At 69.2% G+C, this 24210-nt stretch carries 11 protein-coding genes; 7 read left to right on the top strand and 4 right to left on the bottom strand.

The window, feature by feature from the left end; genetic code table 11:
- Position 1 precedes the first annotated feature (1 nt).
- Positions 2-790 carry an ABC transporter permease gene (locus tag CLV43_RS21500; RefSeq protein ID WP_106189038.1) on the top strand — a complete coding sequence of 263 codons (789 nt, stop codon included), beginning with the start codon at positions 2-4 and terminating at the stop codon, positions 788-790.
- Positions 791-849: 59 nt separating this feature from the next.
- Here CLV43_RS21500 and CLV43_RS21495 read toward each other — a convergent pair whose 3' ends face one another.
- The gene (locus CLV43_RS21495; RefSeq protein ID WP_106189037.1) at positions 850-2124 is read right to left on the bottom strand and encodes a helix-turn-helix domain-containing protein; all 1275 of its coding nucleotides are present in this window, start codon (positions 2122-2124) and stop codon (positions 850-852) included.
- Positions 2125-2811: 687 nt separating this feature from the next.
- Here CLV43_RS21495 and ahcY point away from each other — a divergent pair.
- The 3 genes from ahcY to CLV43_RS21480 all read left to right on the top strand — a co-directional run bounded on the left by ahcY (position 2812) and on the right by CLV43_RS21480 (position 6152).
- Positions 2812-4239, top strand: a complete 1428-nt coding sequence (gene ahcY, locus CLV43_RS21490; RefSeq protein WP_106189036.1) for an adenosylhomocysteinase — start codon at positions 2812-2814, stop codon at positions 4237-4239.
- A gap of 9 nt (positions 4240-4248) precedes the next feature.
- Entirely contained in the window at positions 4249-5166 is a 918-nt protein-coding gene (locus tag CLV43_RS21485) for a cupin domain-containing protein (protein ID WP_211304463.1), read from the top strand.
- A 320-nt stretch (positions 5167-5486) separates the two neighbouring features.
- Positions 5487-6152 (top strand): YqcI/YcgG family protein, encoded by a 666-nt coding sequence (locus CLV43_RS21480; protein WP_106189035.1) that lies wholly within the window; start codon positions 5487-5489, stop codon positions 6150-6152.
- 298 nt (positions 6153-6450) lie between these two features.
- On the opposite strand, the gene CLV43_RS21475 is transcribed toward CLV43_RS21480, so the two are convergent.
- Entirely contained in the window at positions 6451-7128 is a 678-nt protein-coding gene (locus CLV43_RS21475) for a guanylate kinase (RefSeq protein ID WP_281262170.1), read from the bottom strand.
- Between the two features lie 297 nt (positions 7129-7425).
- On the opposite strand from CLV43_RS21475, the gene CLV43_RS21470 reads away from it, so the two are divergent.
- A complete protein-coding gene (locus CLV43_RS21470) occupies positions 7426-8694 on the top strand; it encodes an aminotransferase class III-fold pyridoxal phosphate-dependent enzyme (protein WP_106189033.1) in 1269 nt (422 codons plus the stop codon).
- A gap of 54 nt (positions 8695-8748) precedes the next feature.
- Here the strand turns inward: CLV43_RS21470 and CLV43_RS21465 are convergent, their stop codons facing one another.
- On the bottom strand, positions 8749-10362 hold the full coding sequence (locus CLV43_RS21465) for a hypothetical protein (protein WP_106189032.1): 1614 nt from the start codon (positions 10360-10362) through the stop codon (positions 8749-8751).
- A 13-nt stretch (positions 10363-10375) separates the two neighbouring features.
- Positions 10376-11191, bottom strand: coding sequence for a cupin domain-containing protein (locus CLV43_RS21460; RefSeq protein ID WP_170155949.1), 816 nt, complete (start codon positions 11189-11191; stop codon positions 10376-10378).
- A gap of 815 nt (positions 11192-12006) precedes the next feature.
- On the opposite strand from CLV43_RS21460, the gene CLV43_RS21455 reads away from it, so the two are divergent.
- The gene (locus CLV43_RS21455; RefSeq protein ID WP_146174845.1) at positions 12007-18510 is read left to right on the top strand and encodes a LamG domain-containing protein; all 6504 of its coding nucleotides are present in this window, start codon (positions 12007-12009) and stop codon (positions 18508-18510) included.
- Positions 18507-24161 (top strand): RHS repeat-associated core domain-containing protein, encoded by a 5655-nt coding sequence (locus tag CLV43_RS21450; protein WP_146174844.1) that lies wholly within the window; start codon positions 18507-18509, stop codon positions 24159-24161. Before CLV43_RS21455 ends, CLV43_RS21450 begins: the two co-directional genes overlap by 4 nt.
- Positions 24162-24210: the final 49 nt, after the last annotated feature.

Raw genomic sequence — 24210 nt, 5'->3', positions numbered from 1 at the left:
CGTGCAGAGCTTGCGCGTGATCGGCCGCAGCGCGGCAGTCGCCTTCGCCGATGCCCGTGCCATCTACACCTGGCGCACGTGGACGTTCGGCTGGCTGGGTCGGATGCTGGCCCAGGTCGTGTTCTTCACCTACCTCGGTACCAAGGTCGGTGGTGCCGAGCAGACCGTGCGCCTCGTGCTGGGCAACGCGGTGATGACCTCGGTGGTGGAAAGCCTGTCGGTCGTGGCGTCCACCGGATGGGAGCGGATGTCCGGCACGTTGCCTTTGCTGGTGGCCGCGCCGACGCGGCCGGTGTGGGTGTTCTTCGGCCGTAGTCTGCAGTGGCCGGTCAGCGGTACGGCGACATCGCTGGTCGCCTTGTTCGGACTCGCCCCCTTGTTCGGTGTCTCCTGGCAGGCCGCGCAGGTGCCCGCGGTCGTGGCGCTGGTGGGCTTGGCCGCACTGGGCAGCTATTGCTTCGGGCTCCTGCTGGCCGCGCTGGTGCTGCGGGCCTACGGGCTGCGCAACGTCGTCTCCAACGCCGCGTACCTGCTCATGATGCCGCTGTGCGGCGTACTGGTCCCGGCCGAGGTGCTGCCCGGCCCCGCCCGTGCCGTCGGCGCTTTGCTCCCGCTGACCCACGTGCTGACCGCTTTGCGCGGTGTGGTGGCGCACAGCCCACCGGCGGCCGTGCTGGTGCCGACGGGAATGGCGGTGCTCACCACCATCGGGTGGTTCGCCGCGGCGTCCTTCGCCTTCGACGTCCTCGTCCGGGGTGCCCGCCGCTCCGGCACCCTCGACCTCACGTGACCTGATCACGACGTGGCGGGGGTCGCGGCGTGGCCCCCCGGCTCGGGGACGGACGTCCGTCAGCTCGCGAGATCCGGGCGGCTGACGAGATCGGCGACGAAGGTCGCCACCATCGGTGAACAGGAGTAGCCGCGCTTGTCCGACGGCCTGATCAGGTTCACCGCGGCCAACGACTCCAGCACCGTCAACGCGACCTCGGATGTCACGTTGAGCAGGCTCGCCGCCTCGTCGACGTCGATGCCGTTCGGGGCGTACGTGCTGATCAGCCTCAGTGCCTGGGACAGCGGGTCGGACAGGGCGCGGTAGGACCACCACAGCGAGCCCCGCACGGACAGTGAGTCGTCCCCGGAGATCGACAGCACGTCGAGCAGTGTGGTGCTGCGGCGCTCCAACAGGCTCACCAGGTGCGCCGCGTCGGCGTCACCCGCGCGGCTCAGGCGGTGCACGACGATCGCCAACGCCAGCGGAAGGCACTCGCACAACTGGGCGAGCCTCGTGGCCAGGACGGGGCTGACGACAACCCGGCGGTCCAAGACCGCGGACTGCACGTACTGCACCGCCTCGTCCAGCCCCATCTCCTTCAGGACGATCGTGCGCGCGCCCTCCCGGATCGTCAGTCCGGTCAGGCTCAGCCTGCTGGTCATCACCACCAGCGATCCCCCGACCGAGCCCGCCAACAGCGGCCGCACCTGCTTGACCGAGGCCGCGTTGTCCAGCACCACAAGCACTTGGCGGTTCGCGAGCAGGTCGCGGTAGGCCGCGGCCCGTTCGCTCATCCCGGCCGGGATCGCCTCGGGCGCGACACCCAGCGCGAGCAGGAACCCTTTCAGGACAGCGCTGGGTGACGCATCGTCCTCGCCATCGAAGCCGCCCAGATCGCTGTAGAGGACACCGTGGGCGAACCGGCGGGCGACCCGGTAGGCCCAGTGCACGGCCAGAGCGGTCTTGCCCACCCCCGGTGGCCCGCTGATGATGACCGACTCCGACCTCGCCCGGCGGTCGAGCAGGTCGTCCAGTGTGGCCAGCACGTCTTGACGCCCGGTGAACGAGACGGTTGCGGCGGGGAGCTGCGCGAACCTCGACGGCACGACCGCCGGTGAGAGGTGCGCATGGTGTTGCAGGTAGTCCAGGAGTTCACCGTCGACGTCCAGGGCGTTGTCGCACAACCTGGCCAACGCGGAGGTCGGCCGCTTGTCGCCGGACTCCACGCGACTGAGGTGGCTCTTGCTGTAGTTAACCCTCCTGGCGAGTTCGCCCTGGGACATCCCTTTGGCTGACCTCAACCGCCTCAGGAGCTCACCGAAATGTGCTGGCGGGTCATCGGACGCGTTCATCAGGCACGACTTTCTGGATCAAGATTGTGACGTATGCATTAAACGGTTGATTCGGGGAATCCCGACGCAGCTGCTTCCTCGGACAGTTCAAGCCGGCAACATCTCGCCGTCTTGTAGGTGAACTTTTCCCGTCTGGATACGGTACGGTGTTCTCCCCTTATGGCGCGGATATGATTTTCGGTCATTGTCGGACCTTGCTGCGCGATGGCGTCGACTTGACGACCTTCCGTGTGGGGCGGTGCATGGTCATGTCCGTTTTCTCCGTTTTGCTTGCACGTCGAAAAGTCGGCTGGCGATGATCGTCGACCGACGTCCTGGGCGCAAACGCCGCTGGTGGACGGTGCGAGAATTCGCCATCTTGTTTGCGCATCCGTTGATTCTCCTGGGCACCTTCGTTCTGTTGTCCATGTTAGATCATCGCTGTGTTACGTCTATCGCCCATGTTCACGTTTAACGCTATACCATGGCGCTCTGAAGGTCGTTGCCTCAAATGGACATCGGACAACAATTGAAGGGTGATTCTTGTTCGGCAACAGTTGTGAAACGTCCGCAGTGAGCTGGTTGTACGGCTCGTCGGCACCCTCGGCCGCATGACGGAACCAACAGGACCTCCGGAGGGACTTTGCCGGGATCGCCGGAAGGTGCATCACCCGCGGTTCCGCTCCCCTTGACTGACAGGAAACCAGCATGACGATCTCACCACTGCGCGAGCACGTTCCACCGGACGGTGCACGATCGGCCTCGGAGGTGGCCGATCCCTCCTTGGCGGCGGTGGGCCGCCGTGAGATCGAGCTCGCCGAGACCGAGATGCCGGGTCTGATGGCGTTGCGCCGTCAGCTCGGGCCCGCGGCCCCGTTGGCGGGAGCCCGCATCACCGGGCTTCTGCACACCACGGTGCAGACGGCCGTTCTCGTGGAGACCCTCCAGGCGTTGGGGGCGCAGGTCCGCTGGGCGAGCTCGAGCCCGGTGTCCACGCAGGACCACGCGGCGGCAGCGCTCGCCGCGGTGGAGGGCACGTCGGTGTTCGCGTGGAAGGAGCAGACCCCCGACGAGTTCTGGTGGTGCGCACGGCAGGCGTTGGCGTGGCCGGACGGTGGTGGCCCGAACCTCTTGCTGGACGACGGCGCGGGTCTGACGCGGCTGCTGAGCGCGGGCATCGCCCACGAGGTCACCGGTAGCACCGACATCGTCGCGTTGGACGAGGCGGCTCACCGCATGCTGGCCGACGAGGATCCGCAGTACTGGCGCCGAGTCGCGTCGGGTGTGCGGGGCGCGAGCGAGGAGACGACCACCGGGGCGCTGCACCTGCAGCGGCTGAGCGCGGCGGGAGTGCTGCCGTTCCCGGCGGTCAGCGTCAACGACTCGGTCACCAAGTCCAAGTTCGACAACCGCTACGGGTGCAGGCACTCGCTGATCGATGGTCTCAACCGCGCCACCGACGTGTTGCTGGGCGGCAAGCTGGCGGTCGTCTGCGGGTACGGCGACGTGGGCAAGGGCTGTGCCGACGCGCTGCGCGGGCAGGGCGCGCGGGTGGTGGTCACCGAGGTGGACCCGATCTGCGCGTTGCAGGCGGCGATGGACGGCTACCAGGTCCTCACGTTGGAACGGGTGGTCGCCGAGGCGGATGTGGTGATCACGGCCACGGGCAACGACTCCGTGGTCACGGTCGAGCACATGGCCGCCATGAAGCACCGCGCGATCGTTGGGAACATGGGGCACTCCGAGCGTGAGATCGACTTCAACGGTCTGGTCGAGGATCCCCGCACGCGGCGCGTGCCGGTCAAGCCGCAGGTCGACGAGTGGGTGTTCGAGGACGGGCACTCCGTCGTCCTGCTGTCCGAGGGGCGGCTGCTCAACCTGGGCAACGCGACCGGGCATCCCAGCTTCGTCATGTCGGCGTCGTTCTCCAACCAGGTGCTGGCACAGGTGGAACTGCACTCGGGTGCGGTCCAGGAGGGCGGTGTGCACACCCTGTCCCGCCTGCTGGACGAGAAGGTCGCGCAACTGCACCTGGACGCCCTGCGCGTGGAGCTGACGACCCTGACCCAGCACCAGGCCGACGTGCTGGGTGTCCCGCTGCACGGGCCGTTCAAGTCCGACAACTACCGCTACTGACGAGGAACCGTGCTCGAACGAGAACGAGAACTGATCGACGCGCTGGGACTCGGCTCGGACGGCGGAGGCGGCTGGTCGGGGCCGACCGGAGGACCCATCACCACCGACAAGCGGGACAAACCGGTGATGGAGTTCCGCACGCGCCTCGCGCGGGTGGACGACGACCCGCCGTGGCGCCGGGGTTCTCATGACGTGGTGCTGCTGCACCACGAGGGGGCGCGGTTGGAGGTGGTCGACGACACCGGTGGGCGCACGTTCGCGGACCCGACGGCCCCGCAGCTCGTCGTACCCGCGTCGCGCAGGCACGTCGTGAGGCCGGTGGGCGGGTACGCCTTGTGGAGCGAGGCGGTCGTCCCCGGCGGGGGCGCCTGGTCGTACGACGAGGGCGCAACCCCTGCGCGGGTCGACGGTGAGTCGGCACCGGTGCGGGAGGAAGACCGGCTCGTCGAGCTGCTGGACTTGGAGTCGCACGTCGAAGGCGGCTACTACCGGCAGATCTACACCTCCCCGGACACGGTCGGCACGCCCGGCGGGACCAGGGTGCGGGCGAACTCGATCTACTACCTGCTGGACCGGCAGTCGCCCATCGGGCGCCTGCACTCCAACGTCTCCGACATCACCCACTTCCTGCACAGCGGCGGCCCTGTGCGCTACCAGGTGGTCTCCCCGGAGGGGGAACTGCGGGACGTGCTGCTCGGCTACGACGTGGCCGCCGGGCAGCGGCCGGTGTTCACCTGTCCCGGTGGCTGGTGGAAGACCAGTTCGCTGCCGGAGGGCGTGTCGCACGGCCTGATCAGCGAGATCGTCGCCCCCGGCTTCGACTTCGCCGACCAGCGCCTGATCGGCGTCGACGAACTGCGCTCACGTCATCCCCGGCACGTGGAGCGGCTGGCGTCGCACACGGCACAACACCAGGAGGACAGGTGACACGGGCAGGCGTTGTCAGCGACGAGGCGTTGCCGCGGTGAACCTGATCGAAGGTCTGACGGAACGCACACGCGCGGCGGCCTGCACCACTGCGGGAGATTCGTCCCCCCGCAGGGCGAACGAACCCGCAAATAAATTCACCCGACTGCCGCATCGGCAAAGGTGCGAGCACCCTTCGGCAATGTGATCAAGAACGCGCGACATTCCGACCTGTCGCCCGGCTCAACGAACCACACGAAGCGCGGAATTGTCCACAGCGGGGGCGCCGGACAACTCCCACGACCAGACGTCCGACGCGGTAACTCCACCCAGGAGGGGATATGTTGCACAGACTCAGTTCTTTGGCGTCGGGCGCGACCTCGCTGCCCGCCGAGGTGCACGCATTGATCGAGTGCTGCAGCACCACGGTGAACGACTCCGACTTCCCTTGCGGTCACTCGAGGACTCCGTTCAACACCCGTGACCTCTACTTCGGTTTCGTCGCCGACACCGAAGACGTAGTCGACCGGATCATCGACCACCTCCGGCAGCTGTGCGTGATCATCGAGGACTCGCCCGAGGCGATCCTGGCCCTGTTCGTCGAGCAGGCCGAGCCAGGGGCTCCCGCCGCTGACTTCGCTTTGGCGTCGAGGGTCGTGCACGCGGTGATGCGGGCCAACGCTGTGCTGCGGCCGGAAGAGGAGATGGAGAAGGTCGCCCCGAGTTCAGCCGAATGGACGCTGCGGCTCGACGGCGTCTCTCTCCGCATCGACTTCAGCTCCTCGGCGCACACCTCCAGGCAGAGCGGAAACGTCGGCCCGACGTTCACGCTGATCGCCCGTGCACGCGAAATTGTTCGATCGGCACGGCCGGTCCGGCCCTCCCATCCGGCGACGACTCACGTCCTACGGCGTCCCCCACGCCCGAGCCTCGCGGCGTACGGGGATCCCGGCTCACAGGAGAGCGCAAATGCCGCCTGGATGAAGGCACGACGCCGTTCAACGTGACCGGCCGACCCGATGGATGACACCCGACCAAAGCCGACCTCATCTCCGACGAACGGGTGGTCTTGCGGACCTCCTCACCTCGTCCGCGCTCTCGGGAGTCGCCGACTGGCACGTCGGGGTCGTCATCCCGATCGTCGGGCTCACCCGGACCGACTCGGTCTCCTTGTCGTCGCCAACGCTGGTCGTGGGGTTCGCTTCGCACCTCGGAACGGACCCCACGACCTTGACCGGCGGAATCCTCCTCACCCGCTCGATCGCGGCTGAAGGATCGCCACGGCCGGTGACGATCCGACTTCGATCAGGAGGATCGCGTGGACTCCACGTCGCCGGGTCCGGCGGGGTCGTAGTACCGCACGAGCGACTTCCGGGCGATCTTCCGGTAGTTGTCCAGGACGGACGGTTGACGCCTTACCTTGGCCTTCTCCGCACGACGGATCGCCATGACCGTCTCCAACGCCTCGTCGAAGTCGTCGTTGACGACGTGGTACTCGTGCTGGTCGACGAAGTCGAAGTCCTGCTCCGCCATCCGCTGCCGGTGCACCAGCTCATCACCCGTCTCGCTGCCGCGGCCGTGCAGACGGGAGCGCATCACCGCCACCGTCGGCGCCATGACGAAGATCCCCACGGTCTGCTCCGGGTAGAACCTGCGGAGGTTCAGGAACCCCTCGGGGACCCAGTCGAAGACGAGGTCTCGGCCTTGGGCCAGCGCTTCGTCCACTGGTGCGCGCAGCATGCCGTAGTACTCGTCGAACGACGGGTGGATCCACTCCAGGAACTGGTCCTGGTCGACGAGGCGCTGGAACTCCTGTCGACTGACGTACTCGTAGTCGTCCTCCGAACCCGCGCGGGGCGGACGGGTCGTCAGGCTCCGGACGAAACCGATCGAATCATCGGACTTCATCATCGCTCGCGCCAACGACGTCTTCCCGATCCCGGACGGGCCCGACAAGACGAATAGGCAACCCGACGATTTCACGGAAAGCCGAAGTTCTTTCAAGTCCACCAGCACTGGCCTCTCTCGGTATCAACACTGCGCCTGCAATCCTTGCACCCATCGAAGAATAGTCACCGGTTGTCCGTTGTCACTGCGAACGGGCAACGCGGGTCCAATTCCTGTTGCCTACCCCGCAGGCATCGAACAACACCTTGAGAAGTCGGGGAACTATCCGGACACTGATTATTTTCGGAATCGGTGACACCACTGCCACCTGTTCATCTGCCTGCCGAGCGGGTCTCACCGCGAACGCATCCCACCTCCGAAAGGCCACCGCTCATGAGCATCGACGCACATCCGCGCTACACCGAGTCCAGGAAGCTGCTGGAACGTGGCCGCAGGGTGATCCCCCACGGGATCTGGGGCCACAACAGGATCCCGTCCTCCTACGACCCCGACGCGATGCCGTGGTTCGCCGACCGGGCCGAGGGCGCGCGGATGCGGGATGTAGACGGCAACTGGTACATCGACTACATCTGCGGCTACGGCGCGATGATCAACGGTTATGCCCGCCCCGAGATCGACGCCGCTGTCCGCGAGCAGTCGGCCAAGGGCAGCACTCTCAGCCACGCCACCGCGAGGTCGATCGAACTGGCAGAGACCCTGGTCGACCTGGTACCGGAGATGACGTGGACCTCCTGGGGCAACAGCGGGTCGGACGCAACCTGGTCCGCCCTCGTCATCGCCCGCGCTCACACCGGTCGCTCGCTCGTGGCGTGCGTCGAGGGCGCTTACCACGGCATGCACGGGTGGGGCGGCCTGAGCAACCCCCCAGGAGGAAGGATCGCCGACGACGTCCAAAGCGTCCGCTCCATCCGGTGGAACGACATCGCGGACCTGGACCGGTTGTTCACGGCACACGGCGACCAGTTGGCCGCGGTCGTGGTCACGCCGTTCCACCACCCGATGGCCGACGAGGCGATCCTGCCCGACCGCGCGTGGATCAACGCGCTGCACGCGCACTGCGAGCGGGCCGGGACCCTGCTGATCAGCGACGACGTACGGGCGGGCTTCCGGTTGGCCCTCAGCGGGTCGCACACGGTCTTCGGCTTTCGACCGGACCTTGTGTGCTTCTCGAAAGGACTGGGCAACGGATGGCCCCTTGCGGCGGTGCTGGGCACCGAACGACTGCGCTCGGCCGCGGAGAGCGTCTTCGTCGCCGGCACCTTCTGGAACTCGGCCAGTTCGATGGCGGCCGCCATCACCAACATCCGGATCCTGCGGGAAGAGGACGGTGTCGAGAAGATGCGGCGCTCCGGGGAGTCCCTGTCGTCGGGGCTGCTCGCTCTCAGCGAGCGGTTGGGTGCGCCTCTGCGCGTCACCGGTCCGCCGGCTATGCCGACCGTCACGGCGAAGGGCGATCACGACCTCACCTGGCGGCGCCGGTTCGCCGTCCACATGGCCGAGCAGGGCGTCCTGATCCACCTGTCGCACAACTGGGCGCTGTCGACCGCGCATGACGCGGAGACGGTCGAGGAAACTCTGGCTCACGCCGAGGTGGCTCTGCAACGCACTCTTGAGGAAGTGGAGCTGCCAACCGCGATGTGAAACCCGGGTGTTCCGGCGGCCACCAAGCACGTTTGGCCGCCGGAACACCCGGCTTCAGGCAGAAGCCGTTCGGACGGCTGTGGCGACCACCTGCTCCGGATCCCACAGCGGCAGCACCGAGTCGACCGTCGCGCCGTGGTCACCGGAGAGGGAAACGAGCGTCGACAGCACTTCCGCGGCCGAGCAGCGAACAACCCGTTCCCACGACGGAGTGGAACCGAACTCGGTGTTGGTGTTCTCGTCATCGGAGACGATGACGAGAACACCGGCGTCGCGCACGAGAGCGATCGCCCTGGTCGCCCGATCCTGCCGCACACTGGTCGTCGCCGCCCAAACGGCATCCACCAGTTCCACCGCATCGCTGTCGTCCCAGTCGTCGGCATGCTCCAGCATCGTGACTCCGGACAGCAGCGGTGCGACACCCTCCGCGTCGAGACCGTCGGTGATCTCCTGCGCCACCCGCCTCGCCCGCCCGATCACCACGAACGGCTTGGTGACCGCACTCCACGGCGACACCCCAGCGGCCGCCAGCAGGTGGCCCGCGACCGTGTCGTCCGGCGCCTGGCGCAGCCAGGTCCAACCGTCTCGCAGGGCCTCGACCGCGCCGTTGCTCAGGTGAACTCCGTTGTTGATGCGCCGGACAGGTCGTCCGTCCACACCGGACAGGTCGAGCAGTCCCGCGAGAGCGTCGCCGCGCACGCTGCCCGGCAACGCTTCCCGCGGATCGGTGACCCCGCAGAACTCCCTGCGCATCCGCCACCACGGCAGTGCGTGGTCGCTGGCGGTGCTGATCTGGATCGCGATGGCCCCGTTGCCCGCGGTGAACTCCGCGAGCACGCCTGGAAGGTGGGGGTTGAGCACCGCGAACGGTTGACCGCCGTGGTGCCCTGGGTCCTGGAAGACGTTGACGAACAGGCAGTCACCGATCCCGTTGGGACCGTCCACCTCCCCGCTGTCGAGGTTGTGCCGTGCGGTGTCCCGCACACTCCACCGGGTGAGGGTCTCAGCAGGCACCCCCATCTTCTCCAGCACGACCTGCGCCGGGAACACGTCGACCTCGGCCGCGGTGACACCGAACCTTTCGACGAAGGAAGGTTTGTCGTAGATGGTGAGGTAGGCAATCCGTTCCAGCGGCGACATCCTGCCGCTGATCGCGAGCTCGGCGTGCGCCCCGTGGTGCTGGACCGCGAGGTTCTCACGACCGATCTCCTCCGCGCTCACGGCCCTCGCCCGTTCCGCGCGGTAGCCGCATTCGGCGAGGCGTCGGCCGATCTCGCGGAGCGCGCTCGGCCCCGCCCGCATCCCCGGTTTCACCAGCATGATCCCGGCCACGTCAGCCGGCCCCCGTCGGGCGCGTGGATGGGCCCACGTCCCTCCCGCGAGCACGTTCTCCAGACCTGGAGATCCGCAGTCGCCGGCGTCCACGACAGTTCGGAGCGCTCGGCGCAGGACCGAGGCCGCCCACCACGTCGGCTCGACGTGCGACGCGGTCGACGGGTCGAGATCGAGGTCGAGGTCGAGGTCAAGTCCGCGGACGGTGGTGACCAGACCCCGCACCTCGACCTCGACAGCACCCGCCACGTCCGTCAGCCACGCCGAAAGCAGCTCCGCATCGACGGTGCCCTTGATCCTCACGACGGGGCGCGCCGGTTCCCGCTTCTGCGGCACGGGATCGATCCCCTCAACCGAACGCATAGGGAAGAACGCGGTCGACGTGGTCGGGGAACAACTCGGGCACCTCGGAGACCCGTGCGAGCCGCTGGTCCTCGAACACGAACCCCGGAGCCGCGATCTCGCTGATCAGCGCCTCCTCCTGGCCTTCGGCGAGCCTGCTCGCCTTCCACCACCCGCCCCTCACGGTGAACGCGGGCACCTGCCCCCGCGTGACGTCCACACCCAGCTGCTGCTGGTGAACGGACCCGTCCGGAGCCACCAGCAGGTAGTCGACAACCCCCGACCCGTGCGCGAAGTGGGTGATGTCGGACAGGTTCAAGTGCAGCCGTCCGACGGGAGAGCGGCGGTCGAGCAGGTAGAGGATCGTGTTGGCCAGGGTGCGTTCCCCCCGGCTCGTCCGCAGGGTTTGCCCGGACTCCCACAGCTGGCGGAAGTAGCCACCCTCGATGTGTTCGGTCAGGTCGAACGCCTCGACGGTCGGCGGCCGCGGCGTTCCTGGCTCGGATCGAGTGCCATCGGCGGGCCGGGAAGGGCCAACGACCTCGTCGTCGAACGCCCAGTCCGGGCGGCCGGGAACGGATGCCTCACTCCACAACACGGGGTCGTCGCCATCCGACACCACCGTGTGCCGAACCCCGGCGGGGACCGTGCACTGCCGGGAGTTCCAGCCCTCATCCGCACCACCGAGCACCGCGAGCGGCCGGTGGCCGTCCGACATCACCCTCGCGGGCGAACCGTGGTGCCAGTACAGCACGGTGTCGGCCGTCGATGCCCTGTACCGCAGCGCGGCGCCACCTGGGAGCAGGCGCGTCCTCCACCGCATCACGGGGTCGGCACCACCATCAGACGGTCCTGTGATCGGGCCCGCCGTCCCTCCTGCCTCGTCCGGCTCGAGGCCGAGCCCAACTGTGATGTCCGCCCAGGTCCATGCCATCGAAGTTCTCCAGCTCAGGGTGTTCTCACACATCGGTGGCGGTGGTCGTCCTCCTGGTGCCGTGCGTCAAGCCTCGAGATCGGCGCACGGTACGACGTCGAGAAGAGGATTTCATCTGGCCCAATTCGACCGTTCGGGCATTCTTCGGATCCGGAACCCCACCGCTCGACCATCCTCAGCCGCCGGAGCAAACATATCCAGAGTTGCCCGTTGCCCGCGTGAAATGGCAACTGATCTCTACTTCTTCGCAGGCGCAAGGCGGGACCAAGATGCCCCAAGTCTTGTCGGGGCAGGGTGATGCGCCAGTCGCTTCGCGTTGCGCGAGTGGGTGGAGCACAATTCCCCTGGTCCGGGATCGACGTGCAGGATCGCATTCACGGACTCCCGCGAATCGTGCACTCGTGCCGCGATTCCCGGCCCTCGCCTGGCAGTCCGCCACGTCGCCAGCGTCGGCTCGATCAACGCCCACCGGGCACGTGACAGGGCTGTGTCAGGTTGGTGCAAGGTTGGCCTGGTCCACTTCGCCCGGTTGTTGTCTTGAATGGGGTGGAGGACGGGCGATGACGTGGCGAAGAAGGTTGTCGGCGCTGGTCGTGGTGGTGTTGGGGGTTGGGCTCGGGGTTGTGGTGGTGCGCTCTGGGGGGCCTGGGGTCGAGGCTGGTGGGGGGCCGTGGATTGGGGAGGCGGCTGATCAGGCGGTGGCGGTGGCTGCGGCGCGGAGGCAGCACGAGCCGGTGGTGGTGACGTCGTTGGGGACGGCGACGCGGAAGGTGTCGGCGCAGCCGGACGGCACGATGGTGGCGGAGCTGAGTGCGCGGCCGATGCAGGTGCAGCGGGGGGCGTCGTGGGTGCCGGTGGATCCGACTCTTGCTCTGAACGCGGATCGGACGGTGAGTCCCAAGGTCGTCGTGACGGGTACGACCCTGTCCGGTGGTGGTACGGGTCCGCTGCTGAAGTACGGGCCGATCACGTTGACCTGGCCGAGCGCTCTGCCGACCCCTGTGTTGAGCGGGGCGACGGCGACGTATCGCGAGGTGTTGCCGGGGGTGGACCTGGAGTTGACGGCCGAGGGTGACGGGGTTGCCCACCACCTGGTGGTCAAGACCGCCGAGGCGGCGAAGAACCCGGCGCTCGCGAAGGTCGGGATGGGGCTGCGGGCCGATGGGGTGGAGGTGACCGCGCAGGACGGGGCGCTGCGGGCGACCGACAGCGGTGGGAACGTCCTGTACGACACGCCGCCCGCGCGGATGTGGGACGCGGGTGGTGAGCGGACCGCTTCCGTCGGACTGGAGGTGGGGGACGGGTCGCTGACCCTGGTGCCCGATCAGGAGATGCTGGCCGATCCGAAGACGGTGTACCCGGTCACGATCGACCCCGACTGGCGCACGGCCGACATCGCGGGGTGGGCGAAGGTGTTCTCCGGGAAGCCGGACAGCAAGCACTGGTGGGGCGGCGGTGACGTCGACTCCTACGCCAAGGTGGGGCGCTGTTCGGGGCTGACGGGGTGCACCGGCTCGAACGACATCGGTGCCACGCGGTCGTTCTGGGAGTTCGACACGAGCTTCCTGCGCGACAAGCGGGTCATCGGCATCTCGCTGAACGCGACCATCCTCTACAGCCCGCGCTGCGCCGACGCCCAGCACGAGCTGTGGATCGCCAACTCCACGTTCGACGCCAACCTGAGCTGGAACAACCAGCCGGCGGGCACGTTCGTGGGCGCTGCCAACGCCCAACCCGCCTACACGGGGTGCGCGGGCAACAAGGGCATCGGCTGGAACCTGGGCGGGTACTACAACCCGTCCGGCTGGTCGGCGTACTTCATCAAGGCGGCCAACGAGAACAACGGCTACACCGACGGGTGGCGCAAGTACGACGGTGGTGCCACCCGCATCGTCGCGCAGTACAACACCAAGCCGAGCCCGGCCACCGACCTGACCACCGAGCCCGCGGGCGTGGTGTGCAAGTGGTGCGGTGGCAAGGCGTTCCTGACCGGTGACTCCGTCCGGCTCAAGGGGAAGATCACCGACGCGGACGGCGCGGACCAGCTCACCGCGAACTGGTCGATCAAGGCCGGGTCGGCGACCGAGGACCGCAAGGGGCCGCAGCTCCAGCAGGGCAACACCTACAGCACCACCTACGACCTGACCCAGCGCAACGGCCAGGAGGTCACGTGGTCGCTGCGCGGTGACGACGGGTGGGACACCGGTGATGCCCGCAGCGGTCCGGGTTTCGTGGTCGACCGCGTCGGGCCCGCCACCGCGCCGAAGGTCGGCGCGGGGCTCTACCAGGACGACAACAGGTGGCACGGCGGTGTCGGCGTGCCGGGCACGTTCACCTTCGAGGCCGCCGGCGTCACCGACGTCGACCACTACGTGTACCGGTGGGACGAGCAGCAGAACACCACGGTGGACGCGGACGCGTTGGGCGGCAGGGCGACCGTGAGCACGACGCCGCCTGGCGACGGACCTCGCGCATTGCACGTGCAGAGCGCCGACCGGGCGGGCAACCTGAGCCCGGAGACCCTGCTGCACGTCCACGTGCGGCCGGGCAGCGGGGCCGTGGCGCAGTACTCGTTCGAGGGCAACGCCAAGGACACGGCGTTCCTCGGCGACCGCGACGGCACCACCACGGGCGGCATCAGCTACACGCCCGGTGCCGTGGGATCGGCCATCACGTTGGACGGCACCAGCGGTTACGCGACCGCGCCCAACGCCGTGCGCACCGACGGCAGCTTCACGGTGTCGGCGTGGGCGAAGATCACCAAGGCCGAGGGCGCGCAGGCGGTCGTGAGCCAGGACGGCACGACGTTCGCCGGGTTCGACCTGTGGTACCGCGCGGAGAACGGCGGCCGCTGGGTGTTCGGCATGGCCGACCCGGACGCCGTGCAGGGTGCGGCGGACCTGGTGTGGTCGTCGTCGACCGCGCAGCTCAACTCGTGGACGCAGCTGACCGGCGTGTACGACGCGCCCGCGAACCAGCTCCGCCTGTACGTCAACGGCGTGCTGGCGGGCAGCGTGGCCAAGGCCAACGCGCGGCCGGAGAACGCGGCGGGGTCCGTCCGGATCGGACGGACGATGTGGGACTCGCACGCGGACGTCGACTACCTCCAGGGCTCGGTCGACGAGGTGAAGCTCTACGACCGGGTGCTCAACGACGCCGACATCCGGGCCGCGGTCAGCCGCGACAACGTGCAGCTGGGCTACTGGAAGTTCGACGAGGCCAACGGCACCACCGCGGGCAACTCGGTGGCGGGCGGCAGCATGGGCGTGCTGCGCGGTGGCGCGCACTTCGTGCCGAACGGTGCCGTGGACGGCGCGTTGCAGCTGGACGAGGACGCCGACTACGTGCAGACGGACGGCCCGGTCGTGCGCACCGACCAGAGCTACTCGGTGGCGGTGTGGGCGAAGCTCGACCGCACCACGGCGGCGGACTCGCTGGCCACGACGGTGGCCCAGTTCGGGGGTCTGAACAGCGGGATGCTGCTGGGGTACCGGGCGAACCCGGCCGGTGACCGGTGGGAGTTCTACACGTTCGGCTCCGACGCGGCCACCCACCCCGGTGACGCGGCCGTGCAGAGCGGTGTGGCCGCGAAGGTGGGGGAGTGGACGCACCTGGTGGCCGTGTACGACGCGCCCGCCAAGCAGATGCGGCTTTACGTCAACGGTGTGCTCGCCGGTACGGCCGCGAAGACCGCCGCGTACAACGCGACCGGTCCGATGGTCCTGGGCCGCAACCAGGACAACGGCAGGACCGGGAACCCCTGGCACGGCTCGATCGACGAGCTGCGCGCCTACAGCCGGGTGCTGACGGACGAGGAGATCCGCGGTGTCGTCGGCGGTGACGCGGTCGCCAAGGGGCTGTGGAAGCTCGACGGCAGCACCGCCGACTCGTCGTCCAACGGCCTGAACGCGACCATGGTCAACGGCGGCGTGTACACGGCGGGCCAGTCGGGGATGCCCGACTCGTCCGACCTGGCCGCCCGCCTGGACGGCGCGGGCCAGCAGTGGGTCAACGCCCCGCACACCGTGGACACCGACCGCAGCTTCTCGGTGGCGGCCTGGGCGCGGGTGGACAAGCTCGGCGGCCTGCCCGCCGTGGTGTCCGAGGACGGGACGAAGATCAGCGCGTTCAAGGTCCGCGCGGCCGACGACGGGCACTGGTCGTTCATCATGTTCGGCACCGACGACACGGGCTCCGCCCGTGACGAGGTGCTCGCCGGGTCCGTCCAGCTGGGACAGTGGACGCACCTGGTCGCGGTCTACGACGCGCCCGCCAAGCAGATGCAGCTCTACGTCAACGGTGTGCTCGTCGGGTCGACCGCGCACACGCAGGGCTGGAACGCCACGGGTGGGCTCCAGATCGGCCGGGCCAAGTGGAACGGCGGACCGGTGGAGTACTTCACCGGTGCCGTGGACGACGTGGCCGGGTACTCGCGGACGCTGTTCGCCTCGGAGATCCAGGCCATGGCGGGCCGCGACCTGTCGCTGGTGCACGACTACCAGTTCGACGAGTCGTCCGGTCGCAACGCCGCCGACTCGGTCGGCGCTCGGGGCGGCACGCTCGCGGGCGGTGCGGGGTTCGTCCCCGGCCGGGTCGGCAACGCCATCTCGTTGCACGGCGGTTCCGACGCGGTCACCACGACCGGGCTGGACGTGCGCACCGACCTGGCGTTCGCGGTCTCGGCCTGGGTCCGCCTGCCGGACAAGGCGTGCGACTTCACGGCGAACCCCGGCGGTTGCAAGATGGACGCGGTCACCGTCGACGGAGCCAGCTCCAGCAAGTTCAAGCTGGGGCACGTGCGGGAGCCCAACCACCCGTTCGGCGTGTGGAGCTTCGAGATGCCCGAGTCGGACACGGCTTCGGCTCCCGTCACGCAGGCGGCGGTGTCCGTCGTGCCCTCCGACGTCGGCAAGTGGACCCACCTGGTGGGCGTGTACGACCCGGCGACCAAGAAGATCTGGTTGTACGTCAACGGGACGCGCGTCGGTGACGGCACGCTGAACTCGGCGTGGCAGCCGCCTGCGGGCGCTCCACTGGTCATCGGGCGCGGCAAGGTGGCGGGTCAGCCCGCCGAGCAGTGGGTCGGCGACGTGGACGACGTCCGCATGTACACCGGCCAGCTCGACAAGACGCGGGTGTCCGCGCTGTTCCACTCCTACCCGGCGGAGTCGGCTCCGGCGGTGCTGCCGACAGCCGACGCGGCGTCCTGGTCGTTCGACGAGCGCGACGGGACGACCGGTGCGGACGCGAGCGGCCGCGGCATGACCGCCACCCTCAAGGGCGGCGCGACCAGGGTCGGCGGGCGCGGTGGTCCGAACGGCCTCCGGCTCGACGGCACCTCGGGCTACGCGGAGACCGACGGCCCGGTCGTCGACACCACGCAGAGCTTCTCGGCTGCCGCGTGGGTCTACCTGGCGAACGCGGGTACGAACAACGAGGCGGTGATCGCGCAGGACGGCACCCGGCTCAGCGCGTTCTCCCTGGGGTACAACGGTGCCGCGCGCAAGTGGACGGTGATCGTGCCGACCAAGGACGTGGACAACCCCGGCCAGGCCGTGACGATCCTGAACTCGACCGAGTCGGCGAACGCGGGCGAGTGGACGCACCTGGCCATGTCCTACGACGTCGGTCTGCACCAGGTGCGGCTGTACGTGAACGGTCTGCTCTCCGCGGCCCAGGTCGGTGTGACGATCCTGCCCGCGCCGGGACCGATGTCGATCGGCAGGGCCAGGTGGAACGGCGGCAACGCCTCGTTCTTCGACCTCGCCGTCGACGAGGTCAAGGTGTACGGCAAGGTGCTGTCCGGCGGTGAGGTGCGCAAGGTCCACGACGACGTGCTCGACGGGGACTGGGGCTACTACCGGTTCGACGACAAGTCGGCCAAGGACGCGACCTGGCGCAAGAACGACGCCGTCGTCACCGGGGGCGTCACCTACGGGCCCGGCGTGACGGGGCAGGCCGCGGTGCTCGACGGCACCGGTGTCCTGACCAACCCGTCGTACGTGCCCATGCACGACAGCTTCAGCGTCTCCGCCTGGGTCCGGCTGCGCGCCACCGACAAGGTGGCCACGGTCGTCAGCCAGGACGGCGACCGCAACTCCGGGTACGTCCTGCAGTACCGGCCGGAGCTCGACCGGTGGGTGTTCGGCGCCCACACGGCCGACTCCGACGGCGCACCGCTGGTGTACGCGGCCGACGCGGTGTCGCCGAAGGTGAACGAGTGGACGCACCTGGCCGGTGTCTACGACTACCCGGCGCGGCAGCTGCGGCTGTACGTGAACGGCCAGCTGGTCGCCTCGCGCGACGGTGCCGTCCTGTGGCCCGCGGCGGGCAAGGAGGTGATCGGCCGGAGCAAGGTCAGCGGGCAGCCCTCCGGGTTCTTCCGCGGTGACCTGGACGAGGTGCACGCGGCCGAGGGCGTGCTGCGCGACGGCACGATCGCCGAGCGCGCGGCGTGGGCCGCCCCGGTTGCGGGGCAGCTCGGCCGGTTCGTCAACGGCGTGGGCGACCACTACAGCGGTCCGACCGGCCAGGTCCGGGCTGGGTACCACTTCGAAGGCGCACTGGGCCTTTCGGTGGCCGCGGGGCCGAACACGCGGACGCTGTACGCGTGCGCGGCCGGAGCGGACGCGTTCACCTCGACCGACTCGGCCTGCGAGGGGCAGGCCAGGGTCGGTGAGGTCGGCCTGGTGTACACCGTGCAGCCGACCAACGTCCCGACCGTCGCGCTGTACCGCTGCAAGGCGGGCGGTGACCGGTTCGAGTCGCGGTCGAGCACGTGCGAGGGGGCCACGTCCGAGGGCCTGCTCGGCTACACGGGCGGGTACGCCGCCCTGACCCGGTACATCCTGCCGGGCTACGACGACGTGGCCACTGTGGACGGTCCGCCGGTGGCCGCGGTGTTCGGCGAGGCGTCGGGGTTCCTGGCGATGGCCGACCAGCCCGACACCACCTCGCTGATGCTGTGCCGCGACGGGAACGACTCGTTCGCGTCCACCGACACGGCCTGCGAGGGCAAGACCGTCGTGGGCTCGCAGGGCCGGATCTGGACGACCGCCCCGGCCGGGCCCAGCCAGCCGCTCTACCGGTGCAAGGGCACGGACAGCTTCGTGTCCGGGGACGTGGCCTGCGCCGGTTACCCGGTGGACAAGCAGCTGGGCTACGTCCTCGTCAACGCCCCGACCGACGCGGCGGTGTTCGCATCATGACTGGAGGGTTCTTGCGCACCAGCGGTAGACGTCTCGCCGTCCTGCTCCCGTTCGTCCTGGTCACCTCCGTGGTGACGACCGTCCTCTCCCCGGCCGCGTGGGCCGCGGAGCCCTCGGTCCCCTTGCCGGACACCGCTTCCACCAAGGTGACCGAGCAGAAGCCCGACACCTCCCGCGGCCAGGACGAGGCCGTCGGGAACGAGCTGCACGGCGACCAGGGGCCCGGCGGCGGGGGTGTGGACGGCGGCGGCACCAGCCGGGCCACCCCGCTGTCCCCGTCGGCCAAGTGGGACGTTTCCGGCCAGACCGGAGACTTCACCTGGTCGTACCCGATGCGGGTCCCGCCGGTTCCCGGCGGGCTCGCCCCGCAGCCCGCGCTGTCCTACGCGTCGTCCTCAGTGGACGGCCGGACGAGCGCGACCAACAACCAGGCGTCGTGGGTCGGTGACGGCTGGGACCTGTCGGTCGGGTTCGTGGAGCGGTCCTACATCCCGTGCGCCAACGACACGATGGACGGCACGACGCCGCCCAAGGACGTCGGCGACCTGTGCTGGCGCAGCGACAACGCGACCTCGTCCTACGGCGGTTCGGGCGGCGAGCTGGTGCTAGACGCGGCGAAGGGGTGGCACCCGCGCTCGGACGACGGTGCGCGCGTGGAGCGGATCGGCTCGCCGGGTGACGCGACCGAGTCGTGGAAGATCACGACGGTCGACGGCACGCAGTACTTCTTCGGGTCGCGCGCCGACGCGGGGTCGACGTGGAAGCTGCCGGTCTACGGCGACGACGCGAACGAACCGTGCCACCGCGGCACGTTCGAGACCTCGCAGTGCGTGCTGCCGTGGCGGTGGAACCTGGACAAGGTCGTCGACCGCAACGGCAACGAGATCCTCTACGACTACAGCCCCGAGACCAACTCCTACGGCGTGGCGGGCAAGGACGCCGCCGTCTCCTACACCAGGGGCGGCACGCTGAAGACCGCGCTCTACGGCCTGAACACGGGCAGTTCCGAGCCCGCCGCGGCCAAGGTCGACTTCGTCACGGCCGACCGGTGCGTGCCCGGCAGCGACTGCACGCCGAGCAAGAAGGACAACTGGCCGGACGTGCCGTGGAGCGACAAGTGCGACACCGCGACGTGCAAGGACCAGCACGGCCCGTCCTTCTGGACGACCAAGCGCCTGGACAAGGTCGTCACCAGCGTCCGCGACGGTTCCGGCTACCGGCCCGTCGAGCAGTGGCAGCTGGACCAGCAGTTCCCGGTGAACGGTGACGGCGAGAAGCCCGCGCTGTGGCTCAAGGGCGTCAAGCACACCGGGTTGGCGGGCGGGTCCGTCGAGCTGCCGCAGGTGCGGTTCGAGGGCACGAAGATGCCCAACCGGGTCGAGAAGACTGACGGCGTCGGCCCGCTGCTGCGCTACCGGGTCAGCGCGATCGAGTCGGAGTCGGGCGGGCTGATCGAGGTCACCTACGCCAAGCCGGACTGCGTGGCGGGCCAGCAGGTGCCCGCGGCGGAGAGCAACACCCTGCGGTGCTACCCGGTCAAGTGGGCGAAGAAGAACTTCGCCGAGCAGACCGACCGCTTCCAGAAGTACGTGGTCGAGAAGATCACCGAGTCCGACCGGATCTCGGCCAACCCCGTGCAGGAGACCAGGTATAGCTACCTGGACGGGGCCGCGTGGGCGTGGGACGACTCGGAGCTCACCAAGGACGACCACCGCGACTACAACGTGTTCCACGGCTTCAAGCGGGTGCAGGTCCGCAAGGGCGTGGCGGAGGACCCGTCCGGCCCGGTCACGCTGACCGAGGAGCGCTACTACCAGGGCATGAACGGCGACCGCCTGCCGAGCGGGACCCGGCAGGCGCAGGTGGTCGACACGGAGAACGCGGCCCGCAACGACGACCGCTGGCTGCAGGGCCGCAAGTTCGAGACGACCGTGTTCGACGGCGACACCACCAAGGTGGTGTCCAAGACGATCAGCACCCCGGCCGTCCAGGGGCCGACCGCGACCCGCGGCGCGCTGAACGCCTACCTGGTCACATCCGGCCCGGAGACCACCTACCAGGCGCTGTCCGCGGGCGGCTGGCGCAAGACCAGGACCGAGCCGACCTACAACTCCCACGGGCAGGTGACGAGGACCGACGACCTGGGCGACACCACGACCGCGGCCGACGACCGGTGCACGACCGTCGACTACGCCGAGAACACCGGCGCGTGGCTGCTCACCCTGCCGTCGCTGGTGAAGACGGTCGCGAAGGCGTGCACGGCCACGCCGAAGCTCCCGGACGACGCGGTGTCGGCGACCAGGACCTCCTACGACGACCACGGCAACGCCACGCGCGTGGAGGACCTGGACCAGTGGACCGGCACCGACCCCGTGACCACGCTGAAGTCGACGGCGGCCTACGACCTCCACGGTCGAGCGACGTCCACAAAGGACGCCAACGACCACGGGAGCAGGACGGTCTACACCCCGGCGGTCGGCGGCCCGGTGACCGGGACGGTCGTGACCGACGCGGCCGGGTTCTCCACGACCTCCACCCTGGAGACGTCCTTCGGCCAGCCGATCCAGGTCAAGGACGCCAACGGCAACGTCACCGAGACCACCTACGACTCCCTCGGCCGCACCACCGAGGTGTGGCTGCCGAACCGGCCGCGGACGTCGAACCCGCACGGCAACCAGTACTTCGCCTATGACTACCGGCAGGACGACCCGACGGTGGTGACCACGACGTCGTTGGGGCCGAACGGCAACTACACGACCAGCAAGGAGATCTACGACGGGTTGCTGCGGCTGCGGCAGAAGCAGACGCCGTCACCCGGCGGCGGCAGGCTGATCGCGGACAGCGCGTACGACTCGCAGGGCCGCCAGTTCCGGGCGACCAACCCGTACTACAACAGCGCTCCGGTCGACGACCGGATCTGGGTCGCCAGTGACGCCGACGTCCCCAGCCAGGCGGTCAACACCTACGACGGCGTCGGACGGCAGAAGACGCACGTGATCAAGGGTGGTGCCCAGGAGCTGTGGCGGGTCACCGCCGTCTACGACGGCGACCGCGTGACGGTCACCCCGCCCGCGGGAGCCACCGCGGGGACGTCCATCTACGACGCCCGCGGACGTCTGGTGGAGTTCCGGCAGTACCACGGGACCGCGGTGCAGGCGACCTACGACCGCACCACGTACGCGTACACGCCCGCCGACCAGCTGGCCGGGATCGTGGACCCGTCCGGGCAGGCGTGGAAGCGCACGTACGACCTGCACGGCCGCAAGGTCGTGGACGAGGACCCGGACAAGGGCGTCACCGCCCTGGCCTACGACAAGGTCGGCAACCTGGTGTCCCGCAAGGACGCCAGGGGCACCGTCGTGGTCTTCGGCTACGACGACCTCGACCGCAAGACCTCCGAGCGGCTCGACTCGTCGACGGGTCCGGTCCAGGCGGAGTGGACCTACGACAGCGCCCTGCTCGGCAAGGGGCTGCCCGCCACGTCCACCCGGTACGCGGGTGGGCTGGCCTACCGCGACGCGGTCGAGGGCTACGACCCGCTCGGCAAGGTCGTCGGGTCCACGGTCACGATCCCGGCGAGCACGCGGGAACCCGGTCTGGCGGGCTCGTACACGACCTACCTCGGGTACAAGGCTGACGGCCACATCGCCGGTCGCAGCTTCACCGAGGCGGGGAGCCTGGCCGCGGAGTCGGTGTCCTACACCTACGACGACCTCGGCCACCCGCTGACGATGACCGGCGGCGACGGCGACACGGTCGACTACGTGTCCAGTGCCGAGTACACCCGCTACGGCGAGATCGCCCGGACCACGCTGGGCGAGCAGGGCAAGCGGCTGTGGCTGTCGAACTACTACGACCCCAACACCCGCAGGCTCCAGAGGTCCATCGTGGACGCCGAGGTGCCGAGCCCGATGCAGTCCGATGTCAACTACTCCTACGACCCGTCCGGGAACATCACCTCGGTCTCGGACAAGGCACCGGGCCGGGCCGACACCCAGTGCTTCCGCTACGACGACCTCCTGCGGCTCGCCGAGGCGTGGACGCCGGCGTCGGCGAAGTGCGGGGACACCCCGGACGTCGCCACCCTGGGCGGGGCGGCGCCGTACTGGCAGTCGTTCACCTACGACGTGAGCGGCAACCGGCTGACCCAGACCCAGCACGCGACGGGCGGCAACACCGTCCAGACGTCGACGTACCCGGCGTCCGGGCAACCGCGCTCGCACGCGGTGACGGCGGTCGCCACCAAGGGGCCGGGCGTGGACACCTCCGGCCAGGTGACCTACGACGCGGCCGGGAACGTCAAGGTCAAACCGGGGCAGGCGCTGGACTGGGACGCCGAGGGCCGACTGGCCAAGGTGACCCAGGGCGGCACCACCACCGAGTTCGTCTACGACGCCGACGGCGAGCGCCTGCTGCGCCGCGACCCGACGGGGACCACGCTGTACCTGGACGGCCAGGAGCTGCGGGTCACCAAGGCGACCGGCGCCAAGTCGGCGACCCGCTACTACCAGTTCGGCGACCAGACCGTGGCGATGCGCGACGCGTCCGGCCTGACCTGGCTGGCGGGCGACCACCAGGGCACGTCCCAGGTCGCCGTGACCAGCACGGGACTCCAGGTCACCCGCAAGCGGCAGACGCCGTTCGGCGGGACGCGGGGATCGGCGGTGTTCCCCGGTGAACGGGGTTTCGTGGGCGGGACGAACGACCCGTCCACCGGCCTGGTGCACCTGGGCGCCCGCGAGTACGACCCGGTGCTGGGCCGGTTCCTGTCGGTGGACTCGTTGCTGACCAAGAACGACGCGCAGTCGATGAACGGGTACACGTACTCGGACAACAACCCGCTCACCTACGCCGACCCCTCCGGTCGCAGCCTCTGGGGCCGGGTGTTCGGGGCGATCTCGACGTTCGCGAGCATCGGCGCGCTGCTCCCGCCGCCCGCCGGGTTGGTGTTCGGCGCCGTGGCCGTGGTCAGCTCGGTCGCCGACGCGGTCATCTCGGTGAAGGAGGGCGACTACCGGACGGCGGTGCTCGACGGCGTCTCCGCCATCACCGGCATCTACGGCAAGGCGCTCGGCTGGGCGGTGAAGGGAGCCGACAAGGCCCTGGAAGCCGCGTCGGCCGTCGACAAGTCGGCCGAGGTCACGAGCAGGGTGGTGGACGGCGTCGCCAAGGGCGTCGACGGCGCCGCGCTGGGAACGGCCACGGGCGGCTGGATGAGCTTCGAGGGCCACTACGCCGAGGAGCGGTACGAGGAGCCCAAGCGGCAGCGCGACGAGTGGGAGAGGACGCAGCGGGAGATGGAGGCCGCTCCGGCCACCGACATGGGCTGCTACGCGGCGGGGAACCGGTCGCAGACGATCGGGTGCGACTCACCGGACGCGGTTCGTCCGCTGGGGGCGTCCTACTGCAAGTCGGGCAACGCGGTGCCGTCGGACTGCATCTTCAGCCGGAAGGAGCGCATCGACCAGCAGAAGATGCCGGGCCGCATGAACCTCGGTCCGCAGCCGACCAAGAAGAACCCGGCGACCGGGCGGCCCAACCCGAGTGAGGACTACCGCTACGGGACGGAGAACTCGAAGAGGTCGGGGTTCTACGAGTCCAGTGACGGGATCGTGCACCGCAACAGCGGGGGCGGGAGGGGCATGTTCTGACCCGCTGTCCCGATCCGCCAGGCCCGGCAGCACCATCCGCCGGGCCTGG

The sequence above is a fragment of the Umezawaea tangerina genome (assembly GCF_003002815.1).
Lineage (GTDB): Bacteria > Actinomycetota > Actinomycetes > Mycobacteriales > Pseudonocardiaceae > Umezawaea > Umezawaea tangerina.
This window is presented reverse-complemented; position numbering and strand designations above follow the sequence as displayed.